The organism is Buttiauxella sp. B2 (genome assembly GCF_006376615.1).
Lineage (GTDB): Bacteria > Pseudomonadota > Gammaproteobacteria > Enterobacterales > Enterobacteriaceae > Buttiauxella.
Map to the genome: position 1 here is coordinate 45,290 of NZ_VEXQ01000016.1, position 23,740 is coordinate 69,029.

Consider the following 23,740-nt stretch of genomic DNA (forward strand, 5'->3'; position numbering starts at 1 on the left):
GGAGCCGAGGCTCCCCATTTAATTCTGTCTGATGGCCGAAATCACTCGACTTCTTTCACATCCACACGTAGCTCACGCGGCACTTCGAAAACGATGTTTTCTTCACGCCCAATCAGCTCACGCGCTTCGCTGCCACCCAGTTCACGCAGGCGAGCCAGCACGTTTTGTACCAGAATATCTGGCGCAGACGCCCCAGCAGTCACACCGACACACTTGGCATCTTTAACCCAGACATCCTGGATATCAGTTGCATCGTCAATCAGGTATGCGGCTTTGCCCATGCGTTGTGCAAGCTCAGCAAGACGATTGGAGTTGGACGAGTTTTTCGACCCCACGACCAGCACCACGTCAGCTTCATCTGCCAGCGCACGCACGGCTTCCTGACGGTTAGTCGTTGCGTAGCAAATGTCATCTTTACGTGGGCCGATGATTTTCGGGAAGCGTTTACGCAGCGCGTCAATCACATCTGAAGTGTCATCCACAGAAAGCGTGGTCTGCGTCATAAACGAAAGTTTGGTTTCGTTTTTCACATCCAGCTTGCCGACATCTTCCGGTGATTCAACCAAGTACATGCCACCTTTTGGGTTGCTGTACTGGCCCATGGTGCCCTCCACTTCCGGGTGACCAGCATGGCCAATCAGAATGGATTCTTCACCACGACGGCTGGCGCGAGCAACTTCCATATGCACTTTGGTCACCAGTGGGCAAGTCGCATCAAACACCGTTAAATCACGGCCTTTTGCTTCGCTGCGCACCGCCTGAGAAACTCCGTGTGCTGAGAAAATCAGGATTGCGCCATCCGGCACCTCACTGATCTGCTCGATGAAAATCGCCCCACGTTCGCGCAGGCTATCTACCACATAGCGGTTGTGCACCACTTCGTGGCGGACATAAATTGGCGCGCCGTAAATGGCCAGCGCGTTTTCAACAATGCTGATAGCGCGGTCTACCCCGGCACAAAAGCCGCGAGGGTTAGCCAACAGGATCTGCATTCAACGCCTCCAGTACCGGATCGATTTCCAGTACTTCGATATCAAAATGAATGGTTTGCCCGGCGAGTGGGTGGTTAAAGTCAACGGTGATGGAATCGCCATTAACTTCACGCACTACACCTGGCATCTCGCTGCCATCCATTGCAGTAAATAGCATAATCGCACCGGGTACCGGCTCACCCGCATCAATAAATTCACGACGCGAGAAATACTGGATCATGTCCGGACTTGGAATACCAAACGCCGACTCTGGTGCCAGAGAGAACGTTTTTTTGTCCCCTGCTTTCAAGCCGACAAGCTGGTCTTCCATACCCGGCGACAGTGTTTCGTCGCCCAGCGTGAAGAGTGCCGGTTTGCCGTTATTGCGGGTCGACTCGGCAGTGGAGCCATCTTCGAGTTTCAGAGTGAAATGCACTAATACTCTGCTATTGGCCTGGATAGACTCAGCCATGGATTATCCTTTCTGCTTTGCGGGCTTGTCGGAGGAGACAAAGAACCCCTCCAGTACAATTAGCGCCGCACCGATACAGATTGCCGTATCGGCCAAATTAAACGTGGCAAAGTGCCAGTCGCCGACATAAAAATCGATCATGTCGACCACAAAACCATGCCAAAGCCTGTCAAACAAGTTGCCAAGTGCACCGCCAATAATTAAAGCATAGGCGATATTATTCAGCTTCTGAGTGGCTTTCGCGCGGTACATCAGCACGGCCAGAACGACACAAATACCGATAGCGATACCTGCGAAGAACCAGCGCTGCCAGCCGCCACTATCTGCAAGGAAGCTAAACGCAGCACCGTAGTTACGGGCATAGTGCAGATTCAGCGACGGGAACAGGGATACAGTGTCCCCCAGCATGAAATGCTGGAGGATCAGGTATTTACTGCCCAGATCGACGATCAGTACCACAACCACTAGCCACAGCCAGCGCAGGCCGCTTGAACAAATCGATTTACTCATCAGGCAAACTTACGCTTTTCGCCGTCACCGGCTATGTTGGTTACACAGCGGCCACAGATTTCTGCGTGTTCCGCTACCTGGCCGACATCGGTGGTGTAATGCCAGCAACGCGGGCACTTCTCACCATCGGCTTTACGCAAAGAGACTTTTAACCCTTTGAGAATTTCACTCTGCTGTGCGTCATCACCTGCCTGCGCATAATCGGCAACTTCAGCGCCTGAGGTCAACAGGACAAATCGTAATTCATCGCCCAGGCTGTTCAATTTCGCTGCCAGTTCGCTGTCGGCAAACAGGGTGACTGCTGCTTCCAGAGAACCGCCCACACGTTTATCCGCACGTGCTTGTTCGATAACTTTGTTTACTTCACCGCGCACAGTTAACAGCGTGTCCCAGTAATCATTGTTCATGGTTTCGCTATCAGCCAAACCGAACAGGCCTTCGTACCATTCGCCGGTAAAGACGTATTTCTCACGAGAACCCGGCAGATAAGCCCAGATTTCGTCAGCGGTGAAGGACATGATTGGCGCCATCCAGCGAACCAATGCTTCTGCAATGTGGAACAGAGCAGTCTGGCAACTGCGACGCGCTACGCTGTCTGCTTTTGCGGTGTACTGGCGGTCTTTAATGATATCGAGGTAGAACGAGCCCATTTCGATGGAGCAGAAACGCATCAGGCGTTGCACCACTTCGTGGAAGTCGTAGCTCTCGTAGGAAGCCAGGATATCGGTCTGTGCTTCCTGAGCACAACCCACAGCCCAACGATCAAGCTTAACCATCTCTTCTGGTTTCACCATGTCGGTTTCTGGGTTGAAACCATTAAGGTTCGCCAGCAGGAAACGAGCAGTGTTACGAATACGACGATAAGCGTCGGCAGAGCGTTTCAGAATTTCGTCTGATACTGCCATTTCGCCAGTGTAATCGGTAGATGCCACCCACAGACGCAGGATATCCGCGCCCAGTTTGTTCATCACATCTTGCGGAGAAACAGTGTTGCCGATGGATTTGGACATCTTACGGCCCTGACCATCAACGGTGAAGCCGTGAGTCAGTACCTGGCGGTAAGGCGCTTTGCCTTTCATCGCAGTAGAAATCATCAGTGAAGACATGAACCAGCCGCGATGCTGATCCGAACCTTCCAGATACATGTCTGCCGCATGGCCGTTGAATTCTGGGCGCACATCAACAACAGATGAATGCGTTGAACCGGAGTCGAACCACACGTCCAGAGTGTCTGGCACTTTGGTGTAGTTGTCGGCATCGTCACCCATGATGTCGCGTGGGTCGAGATCCCACCACGCCTGAATGCCATCTTGTTCTACACGCTTAGCCACTTCTTCCATTAGTTCCAGTGTGCGCGGGTGCAGTTCTTCAGTGTCTTTGTGTACGAACAGAGACATTGGCACGCCCCAGGTACGCTGGCGAGAGATACACCAGTCCGGGCGGTTAGCAACCATTGATTCAATGCGCGCCTGGCCCCAGTCAGGGATCCACTGCACGTCTTTGATCTCTTTCAAGGACTGCTCACGCAGGCCTTTTTGATCCATACTCACAAACCACTGAGGTGTTGCACGGAAGATGATCGGAGTTTTGTGACGCCAGCAGTGCGGGTAGCTGTGAAGCAGTTTTTCAACATGCAGCAGAGCGCCTTTATCACGCAGGATATTGACGATCAGGTCGTTGGCTTTAAAGACCTGAACACCGTCCAGACCTTCGTAAGTACCAGGCAAGTAGCAACCGTCTGGACCCACCGGGTTAGCCACTTCCAGACCATATTTCTGACCGATAACGTAGTCGTCCGGGCCGTGACCTGGTGCGGTATGGACAGCACCGGTACCCGCTTCCAGCGTGACGTGATCGCCCAGAATTGCCGGAACGTCAAACTCTAAGAACGGATGCTTGTAGCGAGTCAATTCCAGCTCAGCACCTTTAGTCGTGCCCAGAACAGTCCACTCGGCGATACCCGCACTCTTCATTACGCTTTCGAGCAAATCTTTAGCGAGGATAAGCGCCTGGCCATCAACCTGCACCAGTACATACTCGAATTCTGCATTCAGAGCGACTGCACGGTTTGATGGCAGCGTCCACGGCGTAGTCGTCCAGATAACCAGAGAAACTGGGTCGTTAACCTGCGTTGCACCAAACTTCTCTTTTACCGCGTCGGCATCAACTGCCTGGAAGCTAACAAAGATAGATGGAGAGGTTTTGTCATAGTACTCAACTTCCGCTTCAGCCAATGCTGAACGGCAGTCGACACACCAGTGCACCGGTTTAGCCCCTTTATGCAGGTGACCGTTACCGACGATTTTACCGAGCGCACGGATGATGTTCGCTTCAGTTTTGAAATCCATAGTCAGGTACGGACGTGACCAGTCACCCAACACGCCCAGACGGATGAAGTCGGCACGTTGACCATCTACTTGTTCAGCTGCGTATTTACGGCATGCTGCGCGGAATTCTGATGCAGATACTTTCTCACCTGGTTTACCGATGAGTTGCTCTACTTTCAGCTCGATAGGCAGACCGTGGCAGTCCCAACCTGGCACATACGGGGAGTCAAAACCGCTCAGTCCTTTGGACTTCACGATAATATCTTTCAGAATCTTGTTTACTGAGTGACCAATGTGAATGCTGCCGTTCGCGTATGGAGGGCCATCATGCAGAATGAAGGATTTTTTGCCTTTCTTTGCATTACGGATAATGCCGTACAGGTCATCATCATTCCAGCGAGCCAGCATGCCCGGTTCGCGTTTGGCGAGATCGCCACGCATCGGGAACCCTGTTTCCGGTAAATTCAGGGTAGATTTAAAGTCACTCATTAGATTCTCGGTTCCGTAGTTAGCTTGCTCAGGTATTTGGCCCAAAAAATTCGCGGGCGGTTACCACATCTTTGGCGATTTGCGCTTTCAGTTCATCAAGCGAAGCAAACCGTTGTTCATTTCGTATTTTTTTACGTAGCACCACATCAATATGGTGCCCATACAAATCCATTACAACGTCAAGTAAATGGACTTCTAGCTGTTGGCGCAACCCCGCCACAGTCGGGCGTGTACCAATATTGGCAACGCCAGGCAGCAGTTTGTCACCCAGACCGGCGACTTCTACTGCAAAAACCCCTTTCACCGGGGATACCTGGCGACGCAGCGGTATATTTGCCGTTGGGAAACCAATGGTTCTTCCCAGTTCATCACCGTGGACAACGCGCCCGGAGATGATAAACGGATGGCCAAGTAAGCTTTCGGCAAGCGCTAAGTCATCATCAGCCAGAGCCTGGCGTACAACCGTGCTGCTGATACGCACGCCACCTTCGCAGAAGGTTTGCGTACTGGTGACGTCAAAGCCAAATTCCTGCCCAGCCTTCTGTAATAACAAGAAATCCCCCTGGCGACCAGCACCAAAGCGGAAATCATCACCCACCGCGAGGAATTTTACCCCGAGTTGGTCGACCAGCAATTCGCTGACAAAGTTTTGTGCTGTGAATGCGGCAAAACGACGATCAAAACGCACACACAGTACGTAGTCCACACCGCACTCGGCCAGATAACGAAGCTTTTCGCGCAGGCGTGTAAGACGCGCAGGGGCTTTGTCACCTGCAAAAAGCTCAAGCGGCTGTGGTTCAAAGATCATGACCATCACCGGTAGATTGCGTGCACGCCCTTCCGCACACAGTCCTTTTAATAGGGACTTGTGGCCTCGATGAACGCCATCGAAATTACCAATGGTGAGGACACACCCGTGGTGGTTCTGGCGTAAATTATGTATGCCGCGTATCAGCTTCATGGCTGGCTCAAAACAGTGGAAATCGGCGGATTATATCAATTACCGCGGTGAAGGTTAACCGGCGATTGCCCCCTTTGGTATAAAGCTATAAGGATTTCATTATGCTGAGAGGCAGTTTCAACGCGAAGACGCGCTTTTGAACGAATTTTGTTAGCTAAAGGCTGTATTCGCAAGCCCGATGCTGGTAGAATCCGCGCCATCACAACGTAAGAGGTGTCGTAAGTTTAACGGCGCTTATTTGCACAAATCCATTGACAAAAGAAGGCTAAGAGGGCATATTCCTCGGCCTTTGAATTGTCTACATAGATCATATTTGGGAGTTGGACCTTGGCTAATATCAAATCAGCTAAGAAACGTGCTGTACAGTCTGAAAAGGCTCGTAAGCACAACGCAAGCCGTCGCTCTATGATGCGTACTTTCATCAAGAAAGTATACGCAGCGATTGAAACTGGCGACAAAGCTGCTGCACAGAAAGCATTTAACGAAATGCAACCAATCGTGGATCGTCAGGCTAGCAAAGGTCTGATCCACAAAAACAAAGCTGCGCGTCATAAGGCTAACCTTGTAGCGCAAATCAACAAACTGGCTTAATCGCCTTTTCGTTGGTAGCTTGAAAAAAACCGGCTTATGCCGGTTTTTTTATATCTAAAATTTGCTGTTCTTTATTAGGATTCTTTAAACAGAGCTGAATAATCCCGGTTACACACACGCTGCACTGCCGGATGTTGAATCATACGTTCAGCAAATATCGCGTGATACTCTTCCATCACATTCTCAACTCGCCCGATCTCAACAATATTTTCATCGTTGTAGATATCCTGGCCGTACAGTGTTGGCGCGACAAAAATTGCATTGTGTGCTGCACCAAAGGCTTTCATCAAAGCCGCATCATCGAACTCACCAAGAATCTCAACGTTAAGTCCCTGCCCGTTAATCCAGTTCAGGATCTTACGTCCTAACATAGAACGCCGGCCCGGAATCAATAAGCGTCGGGATTCAAGACATGCAGGGAAAGGCAGGTCAGGAATCGGATTCTGGCTCCAGAAACTAATGCCACACTCGCCGATTTTCACCGAAAATAGCCCTTCTTGCTGAGTCGAATCAATGGGGCAATCGGAGATGATCATGTCCAGTTTGTGTTGGCTCAATTGCTCCAGCAGCATTTCGTGAGTTGATTCAAAACAGCGTAGGTGAATTTGTTCGTCTTCGACGACCGCCGCATCCAGCACGCCGCTCACCAAGCGTTTTGACAGCGCATCCGCAATACCCACATCAAACAACAGGCTGGACTCTTTGCGATAATTCACAATATCCAGCATTTCCTGACTTAACGTAAACATGCGGTCCGCATAGCGGAAAATGAGCTGGCCCAATTCAGACGGCACCAGACCACGCCCCTGGCGGCGAAACAGTTTACCTTGCAGACGTTCTTCTAATGCTTTGATCTGTCCAGTAATGGTTTGCGGTGTTAAATAAAGTGCTTCAGCGGCACCCACCACGGAACCTTCTTTGCAGACATGCCAGAAGTAGTAGAGGTGGTTATAGTTGATATGTGACATGCGTTATTCGCTCCCTGATAAACAATCCATTGACTAACGGCTCCCTCAGGAGCCGTTAGTGGAAATATTAATTATGCTGTCATTGCGTACTGAAACGACTTCTCAGCATGCAATAACCCACCACCGCTGAAAGCAGTGACCCTAATAAGATACCCAGTTTCGCCCAGGTAATCAGCGCTGGGTCGGCTCCGTCAAACGCCAGTGACGCGATGAAAATCGACATCGTGAAGCCAATCCCGCACAGCACGCCTACGGCCATGATTTCCTTGCAGGTAGTTCCTTCTGGCAAGGTCGCCAGTTTCAGCTTAAGAGCCGCCCAACAAAATAGGCTAATACCCAGTGGCTTACCGATAAACAGACCCGCCATAATTCCCATCGGTAACAGCGAGGTTAATCCAGCAAAGGTGACGCCACTTAACGATACGCCCGCATTGGCAAAGGCAAACAAGGGCAGAATCAGGAACGCGACCCAAGGATGAAGCACATGCTCCAACTCTTTAGCCGGGGAACGTCCATTTTTTTCTTTTAGTGGAATAAGGAAACCGATGATGACCCCAGCAAGCGTTGCGTGAACACCCGACTTCAACACCGCAGTCCATAGCACTACACCGACCAAAATATACAAACCAGTACGGCGTACGTTGCAAATATTCAACAGTGCCAGTACTGCGATAGCACCCGCCGCGACAGCCAGCGAGAGTATTGAAAGGTCATTGGTGTAGAACAAGGCGATGATAACAATCGCGCCCAGGTCGTCAATAATTGCCAGCGCCATCAGGAACACTTTGAGAGCTAGCGGTACGCGATTTCCCAGCAATGCTAAAATACCCAGTGCGAAGGCGATATCTGTTGCAGCTGGAATCGCCCAACCTTCACGAGTAATTGGGTCCTGGAAGTTGAACAGCAGATAAATTGCCGCAGGGATAACCATGCCGCCCAATGCCGCAATTACCGGGAATGATGCCTGGCGCATGCTGGCAAGCGAGCCACTAACCATTTCGCGTTTAACTTCAAGGCCAATCATCAAGAAGAAGATTGCCATCAACGCATCGTTAACCCATAACAGCAGGTTTTTGCTGATATCCAGAGAACCGATACGAACTTCTACCGGTGTATCCAGAAACGATTGGTACAACCCACTGGTGGAACTAAGATTAGCAAGAACCATTGCCAGCACAGCGGCAAGGATTAAAACGATGCCGCTTGAGGCGTCATTGTTAAAAAAGCATTTTAGTTTTTTTGTCATTCTTTCATCCAACTTATTCGAATGTCTTAAACATTTAAGCCATTAATATGTATCTAGCATAACCCTTCCAATACATCGATAAAAGTAGATTATATAGCGATAAATACTCGAAAAAAACGAACTGAATCGCAAATTAAGCTAATCATTGTCTGGTGCATAAAAAAAGCCTGAATCAAAAAAATTCGATTCAGGCTTTTTGCACTACCTTTTCTTACTGCAGAAAAGGAGAGTGAATTTTAGCGGGTCAGGTCATCAAAGAATTTCTTCACGCCATCAAAGAAGTTCTTTGAACGCGGACTGTTTTTTTCACCGCTTGGCCCACCAAAACTTTCAGCCAAATCGCGCAGCAACTGCTTCTGCTTTTCATTCAGGCTGACAGGTGTTTCCACCACAACGCGGCATAACAGGTCACCCTGTGCCCCGCCACGTACGGATTTCACCCCTTTGCCACGCATTCTGAACAATTTGCCCGTTTGCGTTTCGCCAGGCACTTTCAGGTTCACACGACCATCAAGTGTTGGGACTTCAATCTCGCCACCCAGAGCTGCCATTGCAAAGTTAATTGGCACTTCGCAATACAGGTTATTACCTTCGCGCTCAAAGATTGGGTGCTGTTTAACCTGAACCTGAACGTACAAATCACCTGACGGTGCGCCATGCTCGCCCGCTTCGCCTTCGCCTGCAAGACGAATACGGTCGCCGGTATCAACACCCGCCGGGATTTTCACCGACAGAGTTTTGGTTTTTTCTACACGGCCATGACCATGACAGGTGTTGCACGGATCTTTAATAATCGAACCGCGGCCCTGACAGTGCGGACAACTTTGCTGCACCGTGAAGAAGCCCTGGCGCATTTGTACCTGGCCTTGTCCATGACAAGTTGGGCACGTTTGTGGCTTGGAGCCCGCTTTCGCGCCGCTACCGTGGCAAACACCACACTCTTCAAGCGTTGGGATACGGATCTCTTTGGTAACGCCACGTACTGCTTCTTCCAGCGTTAAGTCCATGTTGTAGCGTAAATCGGAACCGCGAGTAGCGCGTTGACGACGGCCACCACCGAAGATGTCACCGAATACGTCGCCAAAGATATCGCCAAAGTCGGCACCGCCGCCACCAAATCCACCGTGTCCGCCGCCACCCATACCACCTTGCTCAAACGCAGCATGGCCATATTGGTCGTACGCTGCACGTTTTTGCTCGTCAGTAAGGATTTCGTAGGCTTCTTTGATTTCTTTGAACTTCGCCTCTGATTCTTTATCACCCTGATTACGATCCGGGTGGAACTTCATCGCAAGGCGTTTGTAGGCTTTCTTGATTTCACGCTCTTCCGCGTTTTTCGGAACGCCTAAAACCTCGTAATAGTCTCTCTTCGCCATCTTTTTTGTCTGCCCCTAACATGCGTGCACGGGCGCAGAGGAAAACCTCGACGCCCGTGCCAGTGTATCAACCGCTCAAAGGGCGATTATTTTTTGTCTTTAACTTCTTCGAACTCTGCATCAACAACATCGTCGTCTTTGCCAGCGGTAGTCGCGTCTGCTGCGTTACCTGCTTGCTGCTCTGCGTGTTGTGCCTGAGCCAGTTCCATCAGTTTCTGGGAAACTTCCGCCAGTGCCTGCATTTTCGCTTCGATGTCTGCTTTATCTTCACCTTTCAGAGAAGATTCCAGCGCGCTCAGTGCAGATTCGATAGCAGTTTTGTCGTCAGCTGGCAGTTTATCACCGGCTTCTTCAACCTGCTTGCGAGTACTGTGCATCAGGTGGTCGCCCTGGTTACGGGTCTGAACCAGCTCTTCGAACTTACGGTCAGCTTCGGCGTTAGCTTCAGCATCGCGAACCATTTTCTGAATTTCTTCTTCGTTCAGACCAGAAGAAGCCTTGATGGTGATCTTCTGCTCTTTACCGCTATTTTTGTCCTTCGCAGACACATGCAGAATACCGTCAGCATCGATGTCGAAGGTAACTTCGATTTGCGGCATGCCGCGCGGTGCTGGGCTGATACCATCCAGGTTGAACTGACCCAGAGATTTGTTATCCGCCGCACGTTTACGCTCACCCTGAATCACATGGATGGTTACCGCAGACTGATTGTCTTCAGCGGTAGAGAACACCTGGCTGTGCTTCGTTGGGATAGTGGTGTTTTTGTTGATGAGTGATGTCATCACACCGCCCATGGTTTCGATACCCAAAGACAGAGGGGTAACGTCCAGCAGCAGTACGTCAGTTACATCACCCGCCAGAACACCACCCTGAACTGCCGCACCGATTGCTACAGCTTCATCCGGGTTAACGTCTTTACGCGGTTCTTTACCGAAGAACTCAGTAACTTTTTTCTGCACCATTGGCATACGAGTCTGACCACCAACCAGGATTACGTCCTGGATATCGGAGACGGACAGGCCAGCATCTTGCAGTGCAACTTTCAGTGGCTCGATAGAACGGTTCACCAGGTCTTCGACCAGAGATTCCAGTTTCGCGCGAGTCACTTTGATGTTCATGTGTTTTGGACCGGTGGCATCTGCTGTGATGTACGGCAGGTTCACGTCGGTCTGCTGAGCAGAAGACAGCTCAATTTTCGCTTTTTCAGCAGCTTCTTTCAGACGCTGCATAGCCAGTGGATCGTTGCGCAGATCGATACCTTGATCTTTCTTGAACTCTTCCACTAAGTAGTTGATCAGACGGCTATCGAAGTCTTCACCACCCAGGTGGGTATCACCGTTGGTTGCCAGTACTTCAAAGGTTTTTTCGCCATCAACTTCATCAATTTCGATAATAGAGATATCGAAAGTACCACCACCCAAGTCGTAAACCGCGATAGTACGGTTGCCCACTTCTTTATCCAGACCGTAAGCCAAAGCAGCTGCGGTTGGTTCGTTGATGATACGTTTTACTTCCAGACCTGCGATACGGCCAGCATCTTTAGTTGCCTGACGCTGTGCATCGTTGAAGTATGCAGGAACGGTGATAACAGCTTCAGTTACTGGCTCACCCAGGTAATCTTCAGCGGTTTTCTTCATTTTCTTCAGCACTTCAGCAGAGATCTGCGGAGGTGCCATTTTCTGGCCTTTCACGTCAATCCATGCGTCGCCGTTATCAGCGCCGATGATTTTGTACGGCATGATAGCTTCGTCGCGCTGAACTTCTTCGTCCTGGAAGCGGCGGCCAATCAGGCGTTTGATCGCGAACAGTGTGTTCTGCGGGTTAGTCACTGCCTGACGTTTAGCCGGCTGACCAACCAGAATTTCACCATCCTGGGTATAAGCAATGATAGAAGGAGTGGTGCGGTCGCCCTCGGCGTTTTCCAAAACGCGAGCAGTAGTACCATCCATAATCGCTACACAAGAGTTGGTAGTACCCAGGTCGATGCCAATAATTTTACCCATCTAAACGTCTCCACTTAAAATTTGTTCGTCATGTGGTTGTGAACCTGTTATGCGGGCAAACAAAAGTCTTTCAACTGCCCAAACGTGCTTTTTTTTCAGGTCCATCAACTGCGGTTGCATACAAGATGGGGTCACTACGCTCGCCATCAAGGGGCAAGGTAAAAAAATTTTCATCTTCACACCTGTTTAGATCATAGACTCGAGCCCTACACCTGATTATGATGCCGCGCCCCGCAGCCCTTTCACGGCGGCGAGGCTATTACGTATATTCATTTTCAGACGAATTTTAGAGGAACTATGGGCAACACTAAGTTGGCTAATCCAGCTCCCCTGGGCTTGATGGGCTTCGGCATGACCACCATTCTGCTCAACCTGCATAACACCGGCATCTTCCCTTTTGATGTCAACATCCTTGCAATGGGCATTTTTTACGGTGGTATCGCACAAATTTTTGCCGGCCTGTTGGAATTTAAGAAAGGTAATACTTTCGGCCTGACAGCATTCACTTCTTATGGCTCTTTCTGGCTGACTCTGGTCGCCATTCTGATCATGCCTAAGATGGGTCTTGCAGACGCTGCAAATGCACATTTCCTCGGCGCGTACCTGGGTCTGTGGGGCGTGTTCACACTGTTCATGTTCTTCGGTACTCTGCAATCTGCACGCATGCTGCAATTCGTGTTCGCAAGCCTGACTGTCCTGTTTGCCTTGCTTTCTATCGGTCACTTTGCTGATAACGAAGGCATCATTCATGTTGCAGGTTGGGTTGGTCTGGTTTGTGGTTCTGCTGCCATTTATCTGGCAATGGGCGAAGTGCTCAACGAGCAGTTTGGCCGTACCGTGTTGCCAATTGGTGAAAAACACTAATTCCCGCAGTCGCTGTGGTAAGAAAACAAAAACGCGGAGCCTGGCTCCGCGTTTTTTTATGAATGTTGTAGCGGCCTCTCGACCACCTTATTCTCATGTGTTAAATCGTTGCGAAGCCATATTCCCAACGCCAGCCCTACCATCGCCAGTGCCAGCACATACCAGGCAGGGGCCATCGGAGATATGCCCATCAGCATGGTGACAAAGATAGGTGTCAGGCCACCGAAAATGGCATAAGACATATTGTAAGAGAACGAAATGCCGCTAAATCGCACTTCCGCCGGAAACGCTCTGACCATCACGTACGGAACAGCACCCACAATTCCGACGCTAAAACCGACCAGCCCATATAAAAAGAACAGGTGCTCGGGATGGCTTACTGTCAGGTGATAAAACATCCAGCTACAAACAGCCAGCAACAGACTGCCCACGATAAACGTTTTGCTGGCACCAATACGGTCAATAACCAACCCCGCAACGATACAACCAATACACAACATAATTATCGCAATGCTATTCGCCTGTAGCGTCAGCGCTGGTGCAATGCCCAACTGTTTTTGCAACCATGTTGGCGTCATTAAAATAACCACGACAATACCCGCCGACAGCAACCAGGTCAGCAGCATGGAAACCACCACTGCTTTTTTATGGTTCGTAATGACTGATTTCAACGGCAACTCTTCTGCCAGCGCTTTACGTTGCTGCATCTCAATAAAGATTGGCGTCTCTTGCAACCAGCGGCGTAGATACATTGCCACCAGCCCGAAAATACCACCGAGGAAGAATGGAATACGCCAGCCGCCATCGTGAATCGCTTGCTGTGTCATCGAGGTATTAATAATGGTGGCAACAACCGAACCCAGCAGAATACCTACGGTTAAACCGGCGGTTAACGTGCCGCACGCAATACCGATACGTTTATAAGAAACGTGCTCTGCAACAAATACCCACGCGCCAGGTACTTCACCGCCGATTGCCGCACCCTGAAGTACACGCATCAAAAGCAGCAATATCGGTGCGGCAATACCGAGCGTTTCGTAGGTTGGCAACATACCAATCGCAAGCGTTGGCAGCGCCATTAGCAAGATACTCAAAGTGAACATCTTTTTACGACCAACCAGATCACCAAAGTGAGCCATGATAATCCCACCTAACGGACGTGCCAGATAACCCGCGGCAAAGATGCCGAAAGTTTGTAGCTGACGAAGCCATTCAGGAATATCCGCAGGGAAGAAAAGCGTCCCTACAACGGTTGCGAAGAAAACAAAAATAATGAAGTCGTAGAATTCGAGAGCACCACCGAGGGCGGCAAGGGTCAGGGTTTTGTAATCCTGACGATTCAGAGGTCTTGTGCGTTGTGTTGCATATAGTTGTTGTGACATAAGAACCTGCGCATAAAGAAGAGTGTGGTTATTAGTTTCCATTTCACTGTAAAGCAAAGCTTACCATATCGAACCCCACTCCACATACCAGAGCCGCTACATCTTATGTCGCAATCAGCCTATTTTTAGGCGTTTATTTCACGGATTGCACTTTTGGGACGAAAAGCTGCTACCACTTTACTGTCTGTCTCGATGTAAGGTCCATCCAGAAGCTGTATACAATACGGTACACTCGCAAAGATACCCGGTACTACAACTTTGCCATCAGCGTCTTTGACACCTTCAAGCGTTTCCTGAATAGACTTAGGTTGCCCTGGTAAATTCAGGATCAACGCTTGCTTACGGATGACGCCCACCTGGCGTGAAAGAATTGCCGTCGGCACAAAGTGCAGGCTGATTTGGCGCATCTGCTCGCCAAACCCCGGCATTACGCGGTCAGCAATCGCAAGCGTTGCGTCAGGAGTGACATCGCGACGTGCCGGGCCTGTGCCGCCAGTGCTTAACACCAAATGGCAGGCCATTTCATCCACCAGCTCACACAAAGCTTGTTCGATAAGCGGTTGTTCGTCAGGGATTAAGCGAGTTTCAATCTGGAAAGGAGTCGTTAAGGTTCGTTCCAGCCAGTCAACAAGCGCCGGAATGCCTTTATCTTGATATACACCGCTTGAAGCGCGGTCAGAGATGGAAACTAAGCCAATGCGTAAGGTATTCATATCATTCCCGGGGAAATCAGCAAACTTAACGGAATGATACACGGCGAAAGGAGTTGCAGACAGGGTGAAAAACTAAAAATCGTGACCGGAAGGCTCCGGTCACGCCAATGATTACAGCAGGTCGCCGATCATTTTTTCCAGTTTTTCCTGGTCGATAGCAAACTTACGGATGCCATCAGCCAGTTTATCAACGGCCATTGGATCCTGGTTGTGGCTCCACAGGAACTGGGATTCAGTCATACGGTCTGGGCGTGCTTTGACTTCACCGGTGTAAGACAGTTTACGCTCAACCGCGCCTTCGCTTTCAGCCAGCTCTTTGAGCAGAGGAGGAGCGATAGTCAGACGGTCACAGCCTGCCAGTTCGATAATCTCGCCCACGTTACGGAAGCTTGCTCCCATAACGACAGTCTCGTAGCCGTGTTGCTTGTAGTACTGGTAGATTTCAGAAACAGAAACCACGCCTGGATCTTCCTGTGGCGCGTACTCTTTCTTATCAGTATTCGCTTTGTACCAGTCGAGGATACGGCCTACGAACGGAGAAATCAGGAACACGCCAGCTTCAGCACAAGCACGCGCCTGAGCGAAGGAGAACAGCAGAGTCAGGTTACAGTTGATGCCTTCTTTTTCCAGCTGCTCAGCAGCACAGATACCCTGCCAGGTAGAAGCCAGTTTGATCAAGATACGGTCATTGCTGATACCCGCATCGTTGTACATTTTGATAAGACGTTTTGCTTTAGTGATGCTGGCATTGGTGTCATAAGACAGACGCGCATCCACTTCAGTAGAGATACGGCCTGGGATCAGTTTGAGGATTTCCAGACCAATATTCACCGCCAGTTTGTCAGTCGCATCCACAACTTGTTGTGCACGATCGCTGCTCTGCTCACGCGCCCAGGCAACCGCATCATCAATCAGTTTGCGGTATTCAGGGATCTGCGCAGCATTCAGGATCAGAGATGGGTTAGTGGTAGCATCTTGCGGTTGATACAGCTTCATTGCCGCAATATCCCCGGTGTCCGCAACAACTGTGGTTAGCTGACGCAGGGAGGTCAATTTATCCGTCATGATAGTGTTTCTCTTAGATGTAACTTGTTAGGGGGATGTAACCGGTCTGGCTTGATGATATCACGACGCAAAACAGGTGCAACCGCAGTAATACATCAGCATGAACTGAACGCGGAAGTGATAAATAACGTATATTATTTGTCTGCAATCTAAAGGAACACGCGCGGACAGCGCTAATTAACTGTGCTCACAACACAGACAAACGAGGGATGTTAATGGCAGATTTTTTTCTGTTTATCAACGAGATACTTTGGGGTTCAGTCCTCATTTATTTATTAGTCGGGGCGGGTCTCTGGTTCACCTGGCGATGCGGCTTTGTACAATTTCGCTACCTGACTCAACTACGCAGCATAATTCTGTCGAATAAAAGCGGCGATTCTTCCGGACTTTCCTCATTCCAGGCACTTTGCACAAGTCTTGCTGCACGCGTCGGCAGCGGTAACCTTTCAGGTGTGGCACTTGCCCTGACTCTCGGTGGCCCTGGTGCTATTTTCTGGATGTGGGTGGTTGCTATGCTAGGTATGGCGACATCCTTTGCTGAATGCTCCCTTGCTCAGCTTTATAAAACCCGCGATAGCGAAGGCAATTATCGTGGCGGCCCAGCCTGGTATATGGAACGTGGTCTAGGAATGCGCTGGATGGGCGTGATGTTCTCCGTCTTCCTGATGCTGGCCTTTGGTTTGATTTTCAACGCGGTGCAAGCGAATTCAATTGCCAGTGCAGTCAACCATGCTTTCGGCATCCCTAAAACCTGGATTGGTATTAGTCTTGTAGCCCTGACAGCAAGCGTCATATGGGGCGGAATGCGTGGCACCGCGCGTATATCCCAATGGTTAGTACCTTTTATGGCGCTTATCTGGGTGTTGATGAGTCTGGTGGTGATGGCGATGAATATCGAACGCCTGCCCGAGGTTGTTTCTTTGGTCTTCAAAAGTGCATTTGGCTGGAAAGAAGCCGCATCAGGTGCCATTGGATTCACCATTAGCCAGGCGATCACTACCGGTTTCCAGCGCGGTATGTTCTCCAACGAAGCGGGGATGGGATCTTCTCCTAATGCCGCCGCAGCGGCGGCAACCTGGCCTCCACACCCTGCATCACAAGGGCTGGTGCAGATGTTTGGTGTGCTGATCGATACGATGATCATCTGTTCAGCAACGGCAGGAATTATTCTTTTCTCGGGGATTCTGGACACACCTCATCCGCAGATGAATGGCATCACTTTAGTTCAACAAGCGCTTAGCAGTGTGGTTGGCTCATGGGGAACTGGGTTCATCGCCCTGATTGTAATGCTTTTTGCATTCACATCGATTGTCGCCAATTATGCGTACGCTGAAAACAATTTGCTGTTTATACAACGGAAAAACCCTTTTGCCACCGTGCTATTCCGTTGCCTGGCGCTGGTAATGGTCATGTTTGGAACCCTTTCGCCATTACCGCTGGTCTGGCAGATGGCGGATGTGGCGATGGCGTTTATGGCTGTTACTAATCTCACGGCAATTCTACTGCTTTCTCCTATCGCCAGGGATCTCAGTACCGATTACTTACGCCAGCTGCGACTCGGTGTTACACCAGTTTTCGATCCTAACCGTTTTCCAGAAATTAAGAGCCAACTGGAACCGGGAATTTGGGACAATCCTAAGCCCCCTGAAACCAAACGCTAATCGCAACCATTGGCGGATTCTTTCAGTGAATTTGCTAAAGTAGCAGCTAAAAATCGGCAAGGAACAGATATGCTAATTCTAATTTCACCTGCAAAAACACTGGATTATCAAAGCGATCTCCCTACCGATCGTTACACACAACCCGAACTGTTGGATTATTCGCAGCAGTTGATTGCGGTGGCACGCAAGCTTAGTGCGCCGCAAATATCGTCACTGATGCATATCAGCGACAAACTCGCTTCGCTGAACGAAACACGTTTTCACGAATGGCATCCTGACTTCACACCACAAAACGCGCGTCAGGCAATTCTGGCATTTAAAGGTGATGTGTATACGGGATTACAGGCTGATGAATTCAGTGATGCGGATTTCGAATTTGCCCAACAGCATTTACGAATGCTTTCCGGGTTATATGGCGTGTTGCGCCCGCTCGACCTGATGCAGCCTTATCGGCTGGAGATGGGCATTAAGCTTGAGAACACGAAGGGTAAAGATCTGTATCACTTCTGGGGCGATACCATCACCGAGAAACTAAACCAGGTGCTGGCAGCACAGGGCAACAACATCGTGATTAATCTGGCTTCAGATGAGTACTTCAAATCAGTGAAGCCAAAAAAGCTCAATGCTGAAATCATCAAGCCGGTGTTTCTTGATGAGAAGAATGACAAATTTAAAGTCATCAGTTTCTACGCCAAGAAAGCTCGAGGTTTGATGAGCCGTTACATCATTGAAAATCGACTCACCAAGCCTGAACAACTGCTCGGTTTTAACACCGATGGCTATATCTTTGATGAAGCGGCTTCCGGCAAGCATGAGCTGATATTCAAGCGTCACGAGCAGTAAAACGAACAAGGCGGGTAAGATTTACCCGCCTTAAAATTAGTGATGTTTCCATTTATCGCCGTGATTACCATTATCGTGATGGTCTTTATCATGATGGCCGTTGTCGTGGTGTTCATCACGATGCTCGTCATGATGGTCATGCTGATGCCATCTATTTTCACGCCATTCGTAATGATCGTCCCACCAACCCCGGTCGCGCCAGTGGCCGCCATCCCAGTAGTTGCCATTATGGTCCTGATCGCCAATTTGTAATTTTACCGCCGGTATAAGCGTAATTTCTGAAGCCTGCGCAGCAAGCGGAGTGATAACCAGAATTGATAAAGCCAGAATCATTGATTTCAACATAAGTTACTCCTTACTGCATTCATGCCCGTTATGGGCCGTTGAAGAAAGATTATGCCGAATGACATAGGGTTGTTATTCTCCGCAATCCGAATCTATAACCTACCGCATTTTATGAGAATTCCTACTTTTTCTCTCCTTGTTTCCTGCACATTTCCTCCATGATTCAGGCGTAAAAAAACCACTCCGTAGAGTGGTTTAAAGAAATACTAAACCCTTTACGCTTTGCTCATCATAAATTCACGCAGCGCGGAAAAATCTGCTGGCAGATTATGGGAAAGCAGCGGTAAATCAGCGCGTTCAGCAAGCTCGGCTGGCAACGGCAGAGTTTCACCGAGGATCTCTTCCACGCTTTCTTTAAATTTCGCCGGATGTGCAGTTCCCAGGAACAGGCCATATTCCCCCGGCTGGAGCTGATCACGTAGCGCACGATAGGCAATGGCCGCGTGCGGTTCAGAAACGTAACCCACTGCTTTGAGCTCTCGCATGGTGGTTTTAGTGGTTTCGTCAGTCACTGTCGCATAACCGAGATCGGTCAAACGCCAAATCTTACGACGGAACAGTTCTTCCACACGTGGCCAATTGTTTGGCTGGCTAACATCCATGGCGTTAGAAAGCGTGGCAACCGTCGTTTTCGGCGCCCATTCCCCGTTGGTTAAGAAGCGCGGCACAGTGTCGTTAGCGTTAGTCGCAGCAATGAAACGTTTGATTGGCAAACCGAGCGATTTTGCCAACAGGCCAGCCGTTAAATCACCGAAGTTACCGCTTGGTACGGAAACCACCAGTTGATTACGCGCTTCCTGCGGCAGTTGTGCAACGGCTTCAAAGTAGTAGCAAATTTGTGCCAGCAAACGGCTGATGTTAATGGAGTTGGCTGAATTTAATCCCAGAGCTACTTTCAGCTCTTCGTCGTCAAACGCCTGTTTCACCAGCGCCTGGCAGGCATCGAAATCACCGTCGATGGCAACAGTTTCAATATTGCCACCCAGCGTACAGAACAGTTTCTCTTGCAGCGGGCTGATTTTTCCTCGTGGGTACAGAATCACCACGCGCACGTTTTTCAGACCATAGAAGGCATGTGCCACAGCCGCACCGGTATCACCGGAGGTGGCCGTCAGGATCGTAACTGGTTTGTCGCCGCTAATATGAGTGAGCATCTGCGCCATAAAGCGCCCGCCAAAATCTTTAAACGCCAGCGTTGGACCATGGAACAGCTCAAGACAACCGATGTCCGGCTCAACGTTTTTGACCGGAGCCGGGAATGCGAATGCTGCGCGCACACGCTCCTGGAGGATTTCTGGTGAAATCTCATCACCGATAAAAGCAGACAAAATTTTGCTACTGCGCGAGACGAAATCCATCTTCAACATTTCGTCGATTTCAGTCAGTTCAAACTCTGGCAAGTCATGTGGAAAAAACAGCCCTTGCTGTTTACCCAAGCCCTGCACAATCGCTTGGGCAAAGTTGACCTGCTCGTTATGATCTTTAAGGTTATACAGTTTCATGCGTTATCCCAAAACTCGTGCGCCCGCCGTGTCCAGACGGCAAATATGTACAAAACCTTCCTGGTTTTGCAAATAATGTTGGCTAAGCCAGTCAGCCACGCGTTGTGCGGTATCAGTGTTATCGCACAGCGCAAAGAGAGTTGGGCCGGAACCCGAAATACCACTCGCCACAGCGCCGATATCCGCTGCGGCCTGGCGTGCTTCATTAAAGCGTGGCAGCAATTTAGCGCGGTAAGGCTCGGCGATAACATCACGCATCAGTTTTGCTGCAAGCTGTGGCTGGCGAGTGTGACATGCGTGAATAAAGCCAGCCAGATGGCGGCCGTGGCTGATGCAATCCTGGCGACGATACTGTGCCGGAAGAATAGCGCGAGCTTCTGCGGTAGAAACTTTAATCCCTGGATATGCCAGTACCCACAGCCACTCATCAAAGCCCGGTACAGACTGGCTGATGATGCCATTTTCTTCAATCATCAACTGCATACCGCCCAAAAAACATGGCGCGACGTTATCGTAGTGAACGCTGCCTGAAATGCGCCCTTCCAGCTCGCCCATCAGGCTCAGTAAGCGTGTGTCGCTCAGTGGTTTCCCGCAATATTCGTTCATCGCCATTAACCCGGCAACCACTGAGCAAGCACTCGATCCCAAACCGGAACCAATCGGCATGCTTTTTTCCAACGTCATCGCCACAGGGATGTTTTTGCCGATTTCCTGGCAGAAGCGCTCCCAGCATTGATAAACAATGTTCTCACGTGGATCCGGTGGCAATTTGCTGGCAAAGCGGCCAATGTTGTTCAAACTAAAGGTGTCTGCCGCAACGACCGTCACATAATCCCCAAGCAAGGAGCCATCAATAGGCGAAACTGCCGCCCCCAGTACATCAAACCCGACGCTCATATTGGCACTGGAAGCCGGGGCATATACTTTAACCATCTTAAACTCCTAACTTCCATGACAAAGTGCGCAATAAATCGGCGAAAACACCGGCAGCAGTCACATCGTTTCCTGCTCCGTAGCCGCGCAGAACTAACGGTAACGGCTGATAATAGTGGCTGGAGAAGGCCAGAGCATTTTCACCGTTTTTAACTTTATACAGTGGGTCGTTACCATCAACAGCATCAATTTTAACTAAACAGCTACCGTCAGCTTCAATGACGCCAACATAACGCAGCACTTTTCCTTCGTCGCGGGCTTTTGCCACACGAGCTGAAAACTCATCATCCAGCTGTGGCAAACGCGCCATAAATGATTCGACATCACCGGTGGAATCAAACGATTCGGGCAAGACGGGCTCGATAACAATATCGGAAAGCTCAAAATTGCTACCGGTTTCACGAGCCAAAATCAGTAACTTACGTGCGACATCCATGCCGGAAAGGTCATCACGCGGATCAGGCTCGGTGTATCCCATTTCGCGGGCCACCCTGGTAGCTTCTGACAGGTTCATGCCTTCATCAAGTTTGCCAAAGATAAACGATAGTGAACCGGAGAGAACACCAGAAAAACGTTGTAATTCGTCACCCGCATTCAACAAATTTTGCAGGTTTTCTATAACCGGCAGGCCCGCGCCTACGTTGGTGTCGTAAAGAAATTTACGACGTGATTTTGCCGCAGCATTACGCATCTGGTGGTAGTAATTCATGGTGGAAGTATTCGCCTTCTTGTTCGGCGTCACCACGTGGAAACCCTCCCCCAGAAAGTCAGCATACTGATCGGCAACCGCCTGGCTGGAAGTACAGTCCACAATCACCGGGTTTAACAGGTGATATTCTTTCACCAGGCGAATCAGACGCCCAAGATTAAAAGGCTCTTTCGCCGCTGCCAGTTCTTCTTGCCAGTTATCCAGATTCAGGCCGTGGATATTGGTCAGCAGGGCTTTCGAATTCGCAATACCGCATACGCGCAAATCGATATGCTTTTGCTTCAGCCACGCCTGCTGGCGTTTCACCTGCTCAACCAATGCCGCACCTACGCCGCCCACACCAATCAGGAAGACTTCGATAACCTGGTCAGTATTGAACAGCATCTGATGGGTGACACGCACACCAGTTGTCGCATCATCATTGCTGACCACAACGGAAATTGAACGCTCAGAAGAACCTTGTGCGATTGCCACGATGTTGATGTTGGCACGCGCTAATGCGGCAAAGAACTTGGCAGAAATGCCGCGTAGAGTACGCATACCATCACCGACTACAGAAATTATCGCCAGATGCTCCATGATAGCCAGCGGCTCGAGCAGCCCTTCTTTCAGCTCGAGATAGAATTCATCACCCATCGCACGGCGAGCGCGAACACAATCAGCCTGCGGGACGCAGAAACTGATGCTGTATTCAGAAGATGACTGAGTAATCAGCACCACCGAAATTCCAGCACGAGACATCGCAGCAAACACTCGAGCAGCCATGCCAACCATGCCTTTCATGCCAGGGCCTGAAACGTTGAACATCGCCATATTATTCAGGTTGGTGATGCCTTTGACCGCCAGACCATCTTCGTCACTTTCTGCACCAATTAAGGTACCGGGCGCTTGTGGATTGCCGGTATTTTTAATCAGGCAAGGGATTTGGAACTGAGCGATTGGGGTAATGGTGCGCGGGTGGAGAACTTTGGCGCCGAAGTAAGAAAGCTCCATCGCTTCCTGATACGACATTGATTTCAACAACCTGGCATCAGGAACCTGGCGTGGATCGCAGGTATAAACACCGTCAACGTCGGTCCAGATCTCACAACAGTCCGCACGCAAGCAAGCGGCCAGTACGGCGGCTGAATAGTCAGATCCGTTACGTCCTAATACCACTAATTCGCCTTTGTCATTCCCGGCAGTAAAGCCTGCCATCAGGATCATATGGTCAGCTGGAATGCGGCTGGCAGCGATGCGGCGAGTGGACTCAGTAATATCTACAGTGGACTCAAGGTAATGCCCAACGGCGAGGAGTTTTTCTACTGGATTGATAACCGTCACGTTGTGCCCGCGAGCTTTGAGCAATTCAGACATGATGGCGATAGACAATTTTTCACCACGGCAAATGATGGTGGCGTTGATGCTATCCGGGCATTGGCCCAACAGGCTGATGCCATGCAAGACATGCTTTAGCTGGGAAAACTCCTGCTCAACAAATGTTTTGAGCTGTGCGAGAGGTAAACCTGGCTGTGCTTCTGCAAGGCCATTGAGGAGTTCGCTAAAGATACGCTCTGCGTCGCTGATATTCGGTACAGCGTCCTGGCCACCTATGGTTTTTTCAATCATGGCAACGAGGTGATTGGTAATTTTCGCTGGAGCAGATAGCACGGTTGCGACCTGCCCCTGTTTGGCATTGCTTTCCAGGATGTCGGCTACGCGAAGAAAACGCTCCGCATTTGCCACTGAAGTACCACCGAATTTCAACACTCGCATTTGTTATTACCCTTGAGTTTTAAGTCCAAAAAAAAGCCCGCACTATTTAGGTGC

At 50.0% G+C, this 23,740-nt stretch carries 20 protein-coding genes and 1 other annotated feature (1 of these 21 only partly in view); of the genes, 4 read left to right on the forward strand and 16 right to left on the reverse strand.

Annotated features, from left to right (window positions below):
- Positions 1-41: 41 nt before the first annotated feature.
- From ispH to ribF, 5 genes are read right to left on the reverse strand one after another with little or no spacing between them, the layout of a single operon-like run.
- Entirely contained in the window at positions 42-992 is a 951-nt protein-coding gene (gene ispH / locus FH968_RS16785) for a 4-hydroxy-3-methylbut-2-enyl diphosphate reductase (protein WP_139881631.1), read from the reverse strand.
- The gene (fkpB, locus tag FH968_RS16790; protein WP_139881632.1) at positions 973-1,443 is read right to left on the reverse strand and encodes an FKBP-type peptidyl-prolyl cis-trans isomerase; all 471 of its coding nucleotides are present in this window, start codon (positions 1,441-1,443) and stop codon (positions 973-975) included. Before fkpB ends, ispH begins: the two co-directional genes overlap by 20 nt.
- 3 nt (positions 1,444-1,446) lie before the next feature.
- On the reverse strand, positions 1,447-1,953 hold the full coding sequence (lspA, locus tag FH968_RS16795) for a signal peptidase II (RefSeq protein ID WP_139881634.1): 507 nt from the start codon (positions 1,951-1,953) through the stop codon (positions 1,447-1,449).
- Positions 1,953-4,769, reverse strand: coding sequence for an isoleucine--tRNA ligase (gene ileS, locus FH968_RS16800; RefSeq protein WP_139881637.1), 2,817 nt, complete (start codon positions 4,767-4,769; stop codon positions 1,953-1,955). Before ileS ends, lspA begins: the two co-directional genes overlap by 1 nt.
- 28 nt (positions 4,770-4,797) lie before the next feature.
- Positions 4,798-5,730 (reverse strand): bifunctional riboflavin kinase/FAD synthetase, encoded by a 933-nt coding sequence (gene ribF, locus FH968_RS16805; RefSeq protein WP_139881640.1) that lies wholly within the window; start codon positions 5,728-5,730, stop codon positions 4,798-4,800.
- A gap of 327 nt (positions 5,731-6,057) precedes the next feature.
- Here ribF and rpsT point away from each other — a divergent pair, with 327 nt between their 5' ends.
- Positions 6,058-6,321, forward strand: a complete 264-nt coding sequence (gene rpsT / locus FH968_RS16810; protein ID WP_034459390.1) for a 30S ribosomal protein S20 — start codon at positions 6,058-6,060, stop codon at positions 6,319-6,321.
- A 74-nt stretch (positions 6,322-6,395) separates the two neighbouring features.
- On the opposite strand, the gene nhaR is transcribed toward rpsT, so the two are convergent.
- From nhaR to dnaK, 4 genes are all read right to left on the reverse strand, one after another.
- A complete protein-coding gene (nhaR, locus tag FH968_RS16815) occupies positions 6,396-7,289 on the reverse strand; it encodes a transcriptional activator NhaR (protein WP_139881643.1) in 894 nt (297 codons plus the stop codon).
- A gap of 79 nt (positions 7,290-7,368) precedes the next feature.
- On the reverse strand, positions 7,369-8,535 hold the full coding sequence (nhaA, locus tag FH968_RS16820) for a Na+/H+ antiporter NhaA (RefSeq protein WP_139881645.1): 1,167 nt from the start codon (positions 8,533-8,535) through the stop codon (positions 7,369-7,371).
- A 236-nt stretch (positions 8,536-8,771) separates the two neighbouring features.
- Positions 8,772-9,911 (reverse strand): molecular chaperone DnaJ, encoded by a 1,140-nt coding sequence (dnaJ, locus tag FH968_RS16825; protein ID WP_139881647.1) that lies wholly within the window; start codon positions 9,909-9,911, stop codon positions 8,772-8,774.
- Between the two features lie 86 nt (positions 9,912-9,997).
- Positions 9,998-11,914: a molecular chaperone DnaK gene (dnaK, locus tag FH968_RS16830; protein WP_139881649.1), complete on the reverse strand. Its 1,917-nt coding sequence runs from the start codon at positions 11,912-11,914 to the stop codon at positions 9,998-10,000.
- 297 nt (positions 11,915-12,211) lie between these two features.
- On the opposite strand from dnaK, the gene satP reads away from it, so the two are divergent.
- Positions 12,212-12,778 carry an acetate uptake transporter gene (gene satP, locus FH968_RS16835; protein WP_139881652.1) on the forward strand — a complete coding sequence of 189 codons (567 nt, stop codon included), beginning with the start codon at positions 12,212-12,214 and terminating at the stop codon, positions 12,776-12,778.
- Between the two features lie 56 nt (positions 12,779-12,834).
- On the opposite strand, the gene FH968_RS16840 is transcribed toward satP, so the two are convergent.
- From FH968_RS16840 to tal, 3 genes are all read right to left on the reverse strand, one after another.
- Positions 12,835-14,160, reverse strand: a complete 1,326-nt coding sequence (locus FH968_RS16840; RefSeq protein WP_189389169.1) for an MFS transporter — start codon at positions 14,158-14,160, stop codon at positions 12,835-12,837.
- Between the two features lie 125 nt (positions 14,161-14,285).
- Entirely contained in the window at positions 14,286-14,873 is a 588-nt protein-coding gene (mog, locus tag FH968_RS16845) for a molybdopterin adenylyltransferase (protein ID WP_139881657.1), read from the reverse strand.
- A gap of 111 nt (positions 14,874-14,984) precedes the next feature.
- Positions 14,985-15,938: a transaldolase gene (gene tal / locus FH968_RS16850; RefSeq protein WP_139881659.1), complete on the reverse strand. Its 954-nt coding sequence runs from the start codon at positions 15,936-15,938 to the stop codon at positions 14,985-14,987.
- Positions 15,939-16,153: 215 nt separating this feature from the next.
- Between tal and FH968_RS16855 the strand changes: the two genes are divergently transcribed.
- Positions 16,154-17,599 (forward strand): sodium:alanine symporter family protein, encoded by a 1,446-nt coding sequence (locus FH968_RS16855; protein ID WP_139881662.1) that lies wholly within the window; start codon positions 16,154-16,156, stop codon positions 17,597-17,599.
- Between the two features lie 69 nt (positions 17,600-17,668).
- The gene (gene yaaA, locus FH968_RS16860; protein WP_139881665.1) at positions 17,669-18,442 is read left to right on the forward strand and encodes a peroxide stress protein YaaA; all 774 of its coding nucleotides are present in this window, start codon (positions 17,669-17,671) and stop codon (positions 18,440-18,442) included.
- 36 nt (positions 18,443-18,478) lie between these two features.
- Here yaaA and FH968_RS16865 read toward each other — a convergent pair whose 3' ends face one another.
- From FH968_RS16865 to thrA, 4 genes are all read right to left on the reverse strand, one after another.
- On the reverse strand, positions 18,479-18,787 hold the full coding sequence (locus FH968_RS16865) for a DUF2502 domain-containing protein (protein ID WP_139881667.1): 309 nt from the start codon (positions 18,785-18,787) through the stop codon (positions 18,479-18,481).
- A 215-nt stretch (positions 18,788-19,002) separates the two neighbouring features.
- Positions 19,003-20,289 (reverse strand): threonine synthase, encoded by a 1,287-nt coding sequence (thrC, locus tag FH968_RS16870; protein ID WP_139881670.1) that lies wholly within the window; start codon positions 20,287-20,289, stop codon positions 19,003-19,005.
- A 3-nt stretch (positions 20,290-20,292) separates the two neighbouring features.
- Positions 20,293-21,222 (reverse strand): homoserine kinase, encoded by a 930-nt coding sequence (gene thrB / locus FH968_RS16875; RefSeq protein WP_139881672.1) that lies wholly within the window; start codon positions 21,220-21,222, stop codon positions 20,293-20,295.
- 1 nt (position 21,223) lies between these two features.
- On the reverse strand, positions 21,224-23,686 hold the full coding sequence (gene thrA / locus FH968_RS16880) for a bifunctional aspartate kinase/homoserine dehydrogenase I (protein ID WP_139881674.1): 2,463 nt from the start codon (positions 23,684-23,686) through the stop codon (positions 21,224-21,226).
- Between the two features lie 26 nt (positions 23,687-23,712).
- Positions 23,713-23,740, reverse strand: a sequence feature (Thr leader region); it runs 89 nt beyond the window's last position.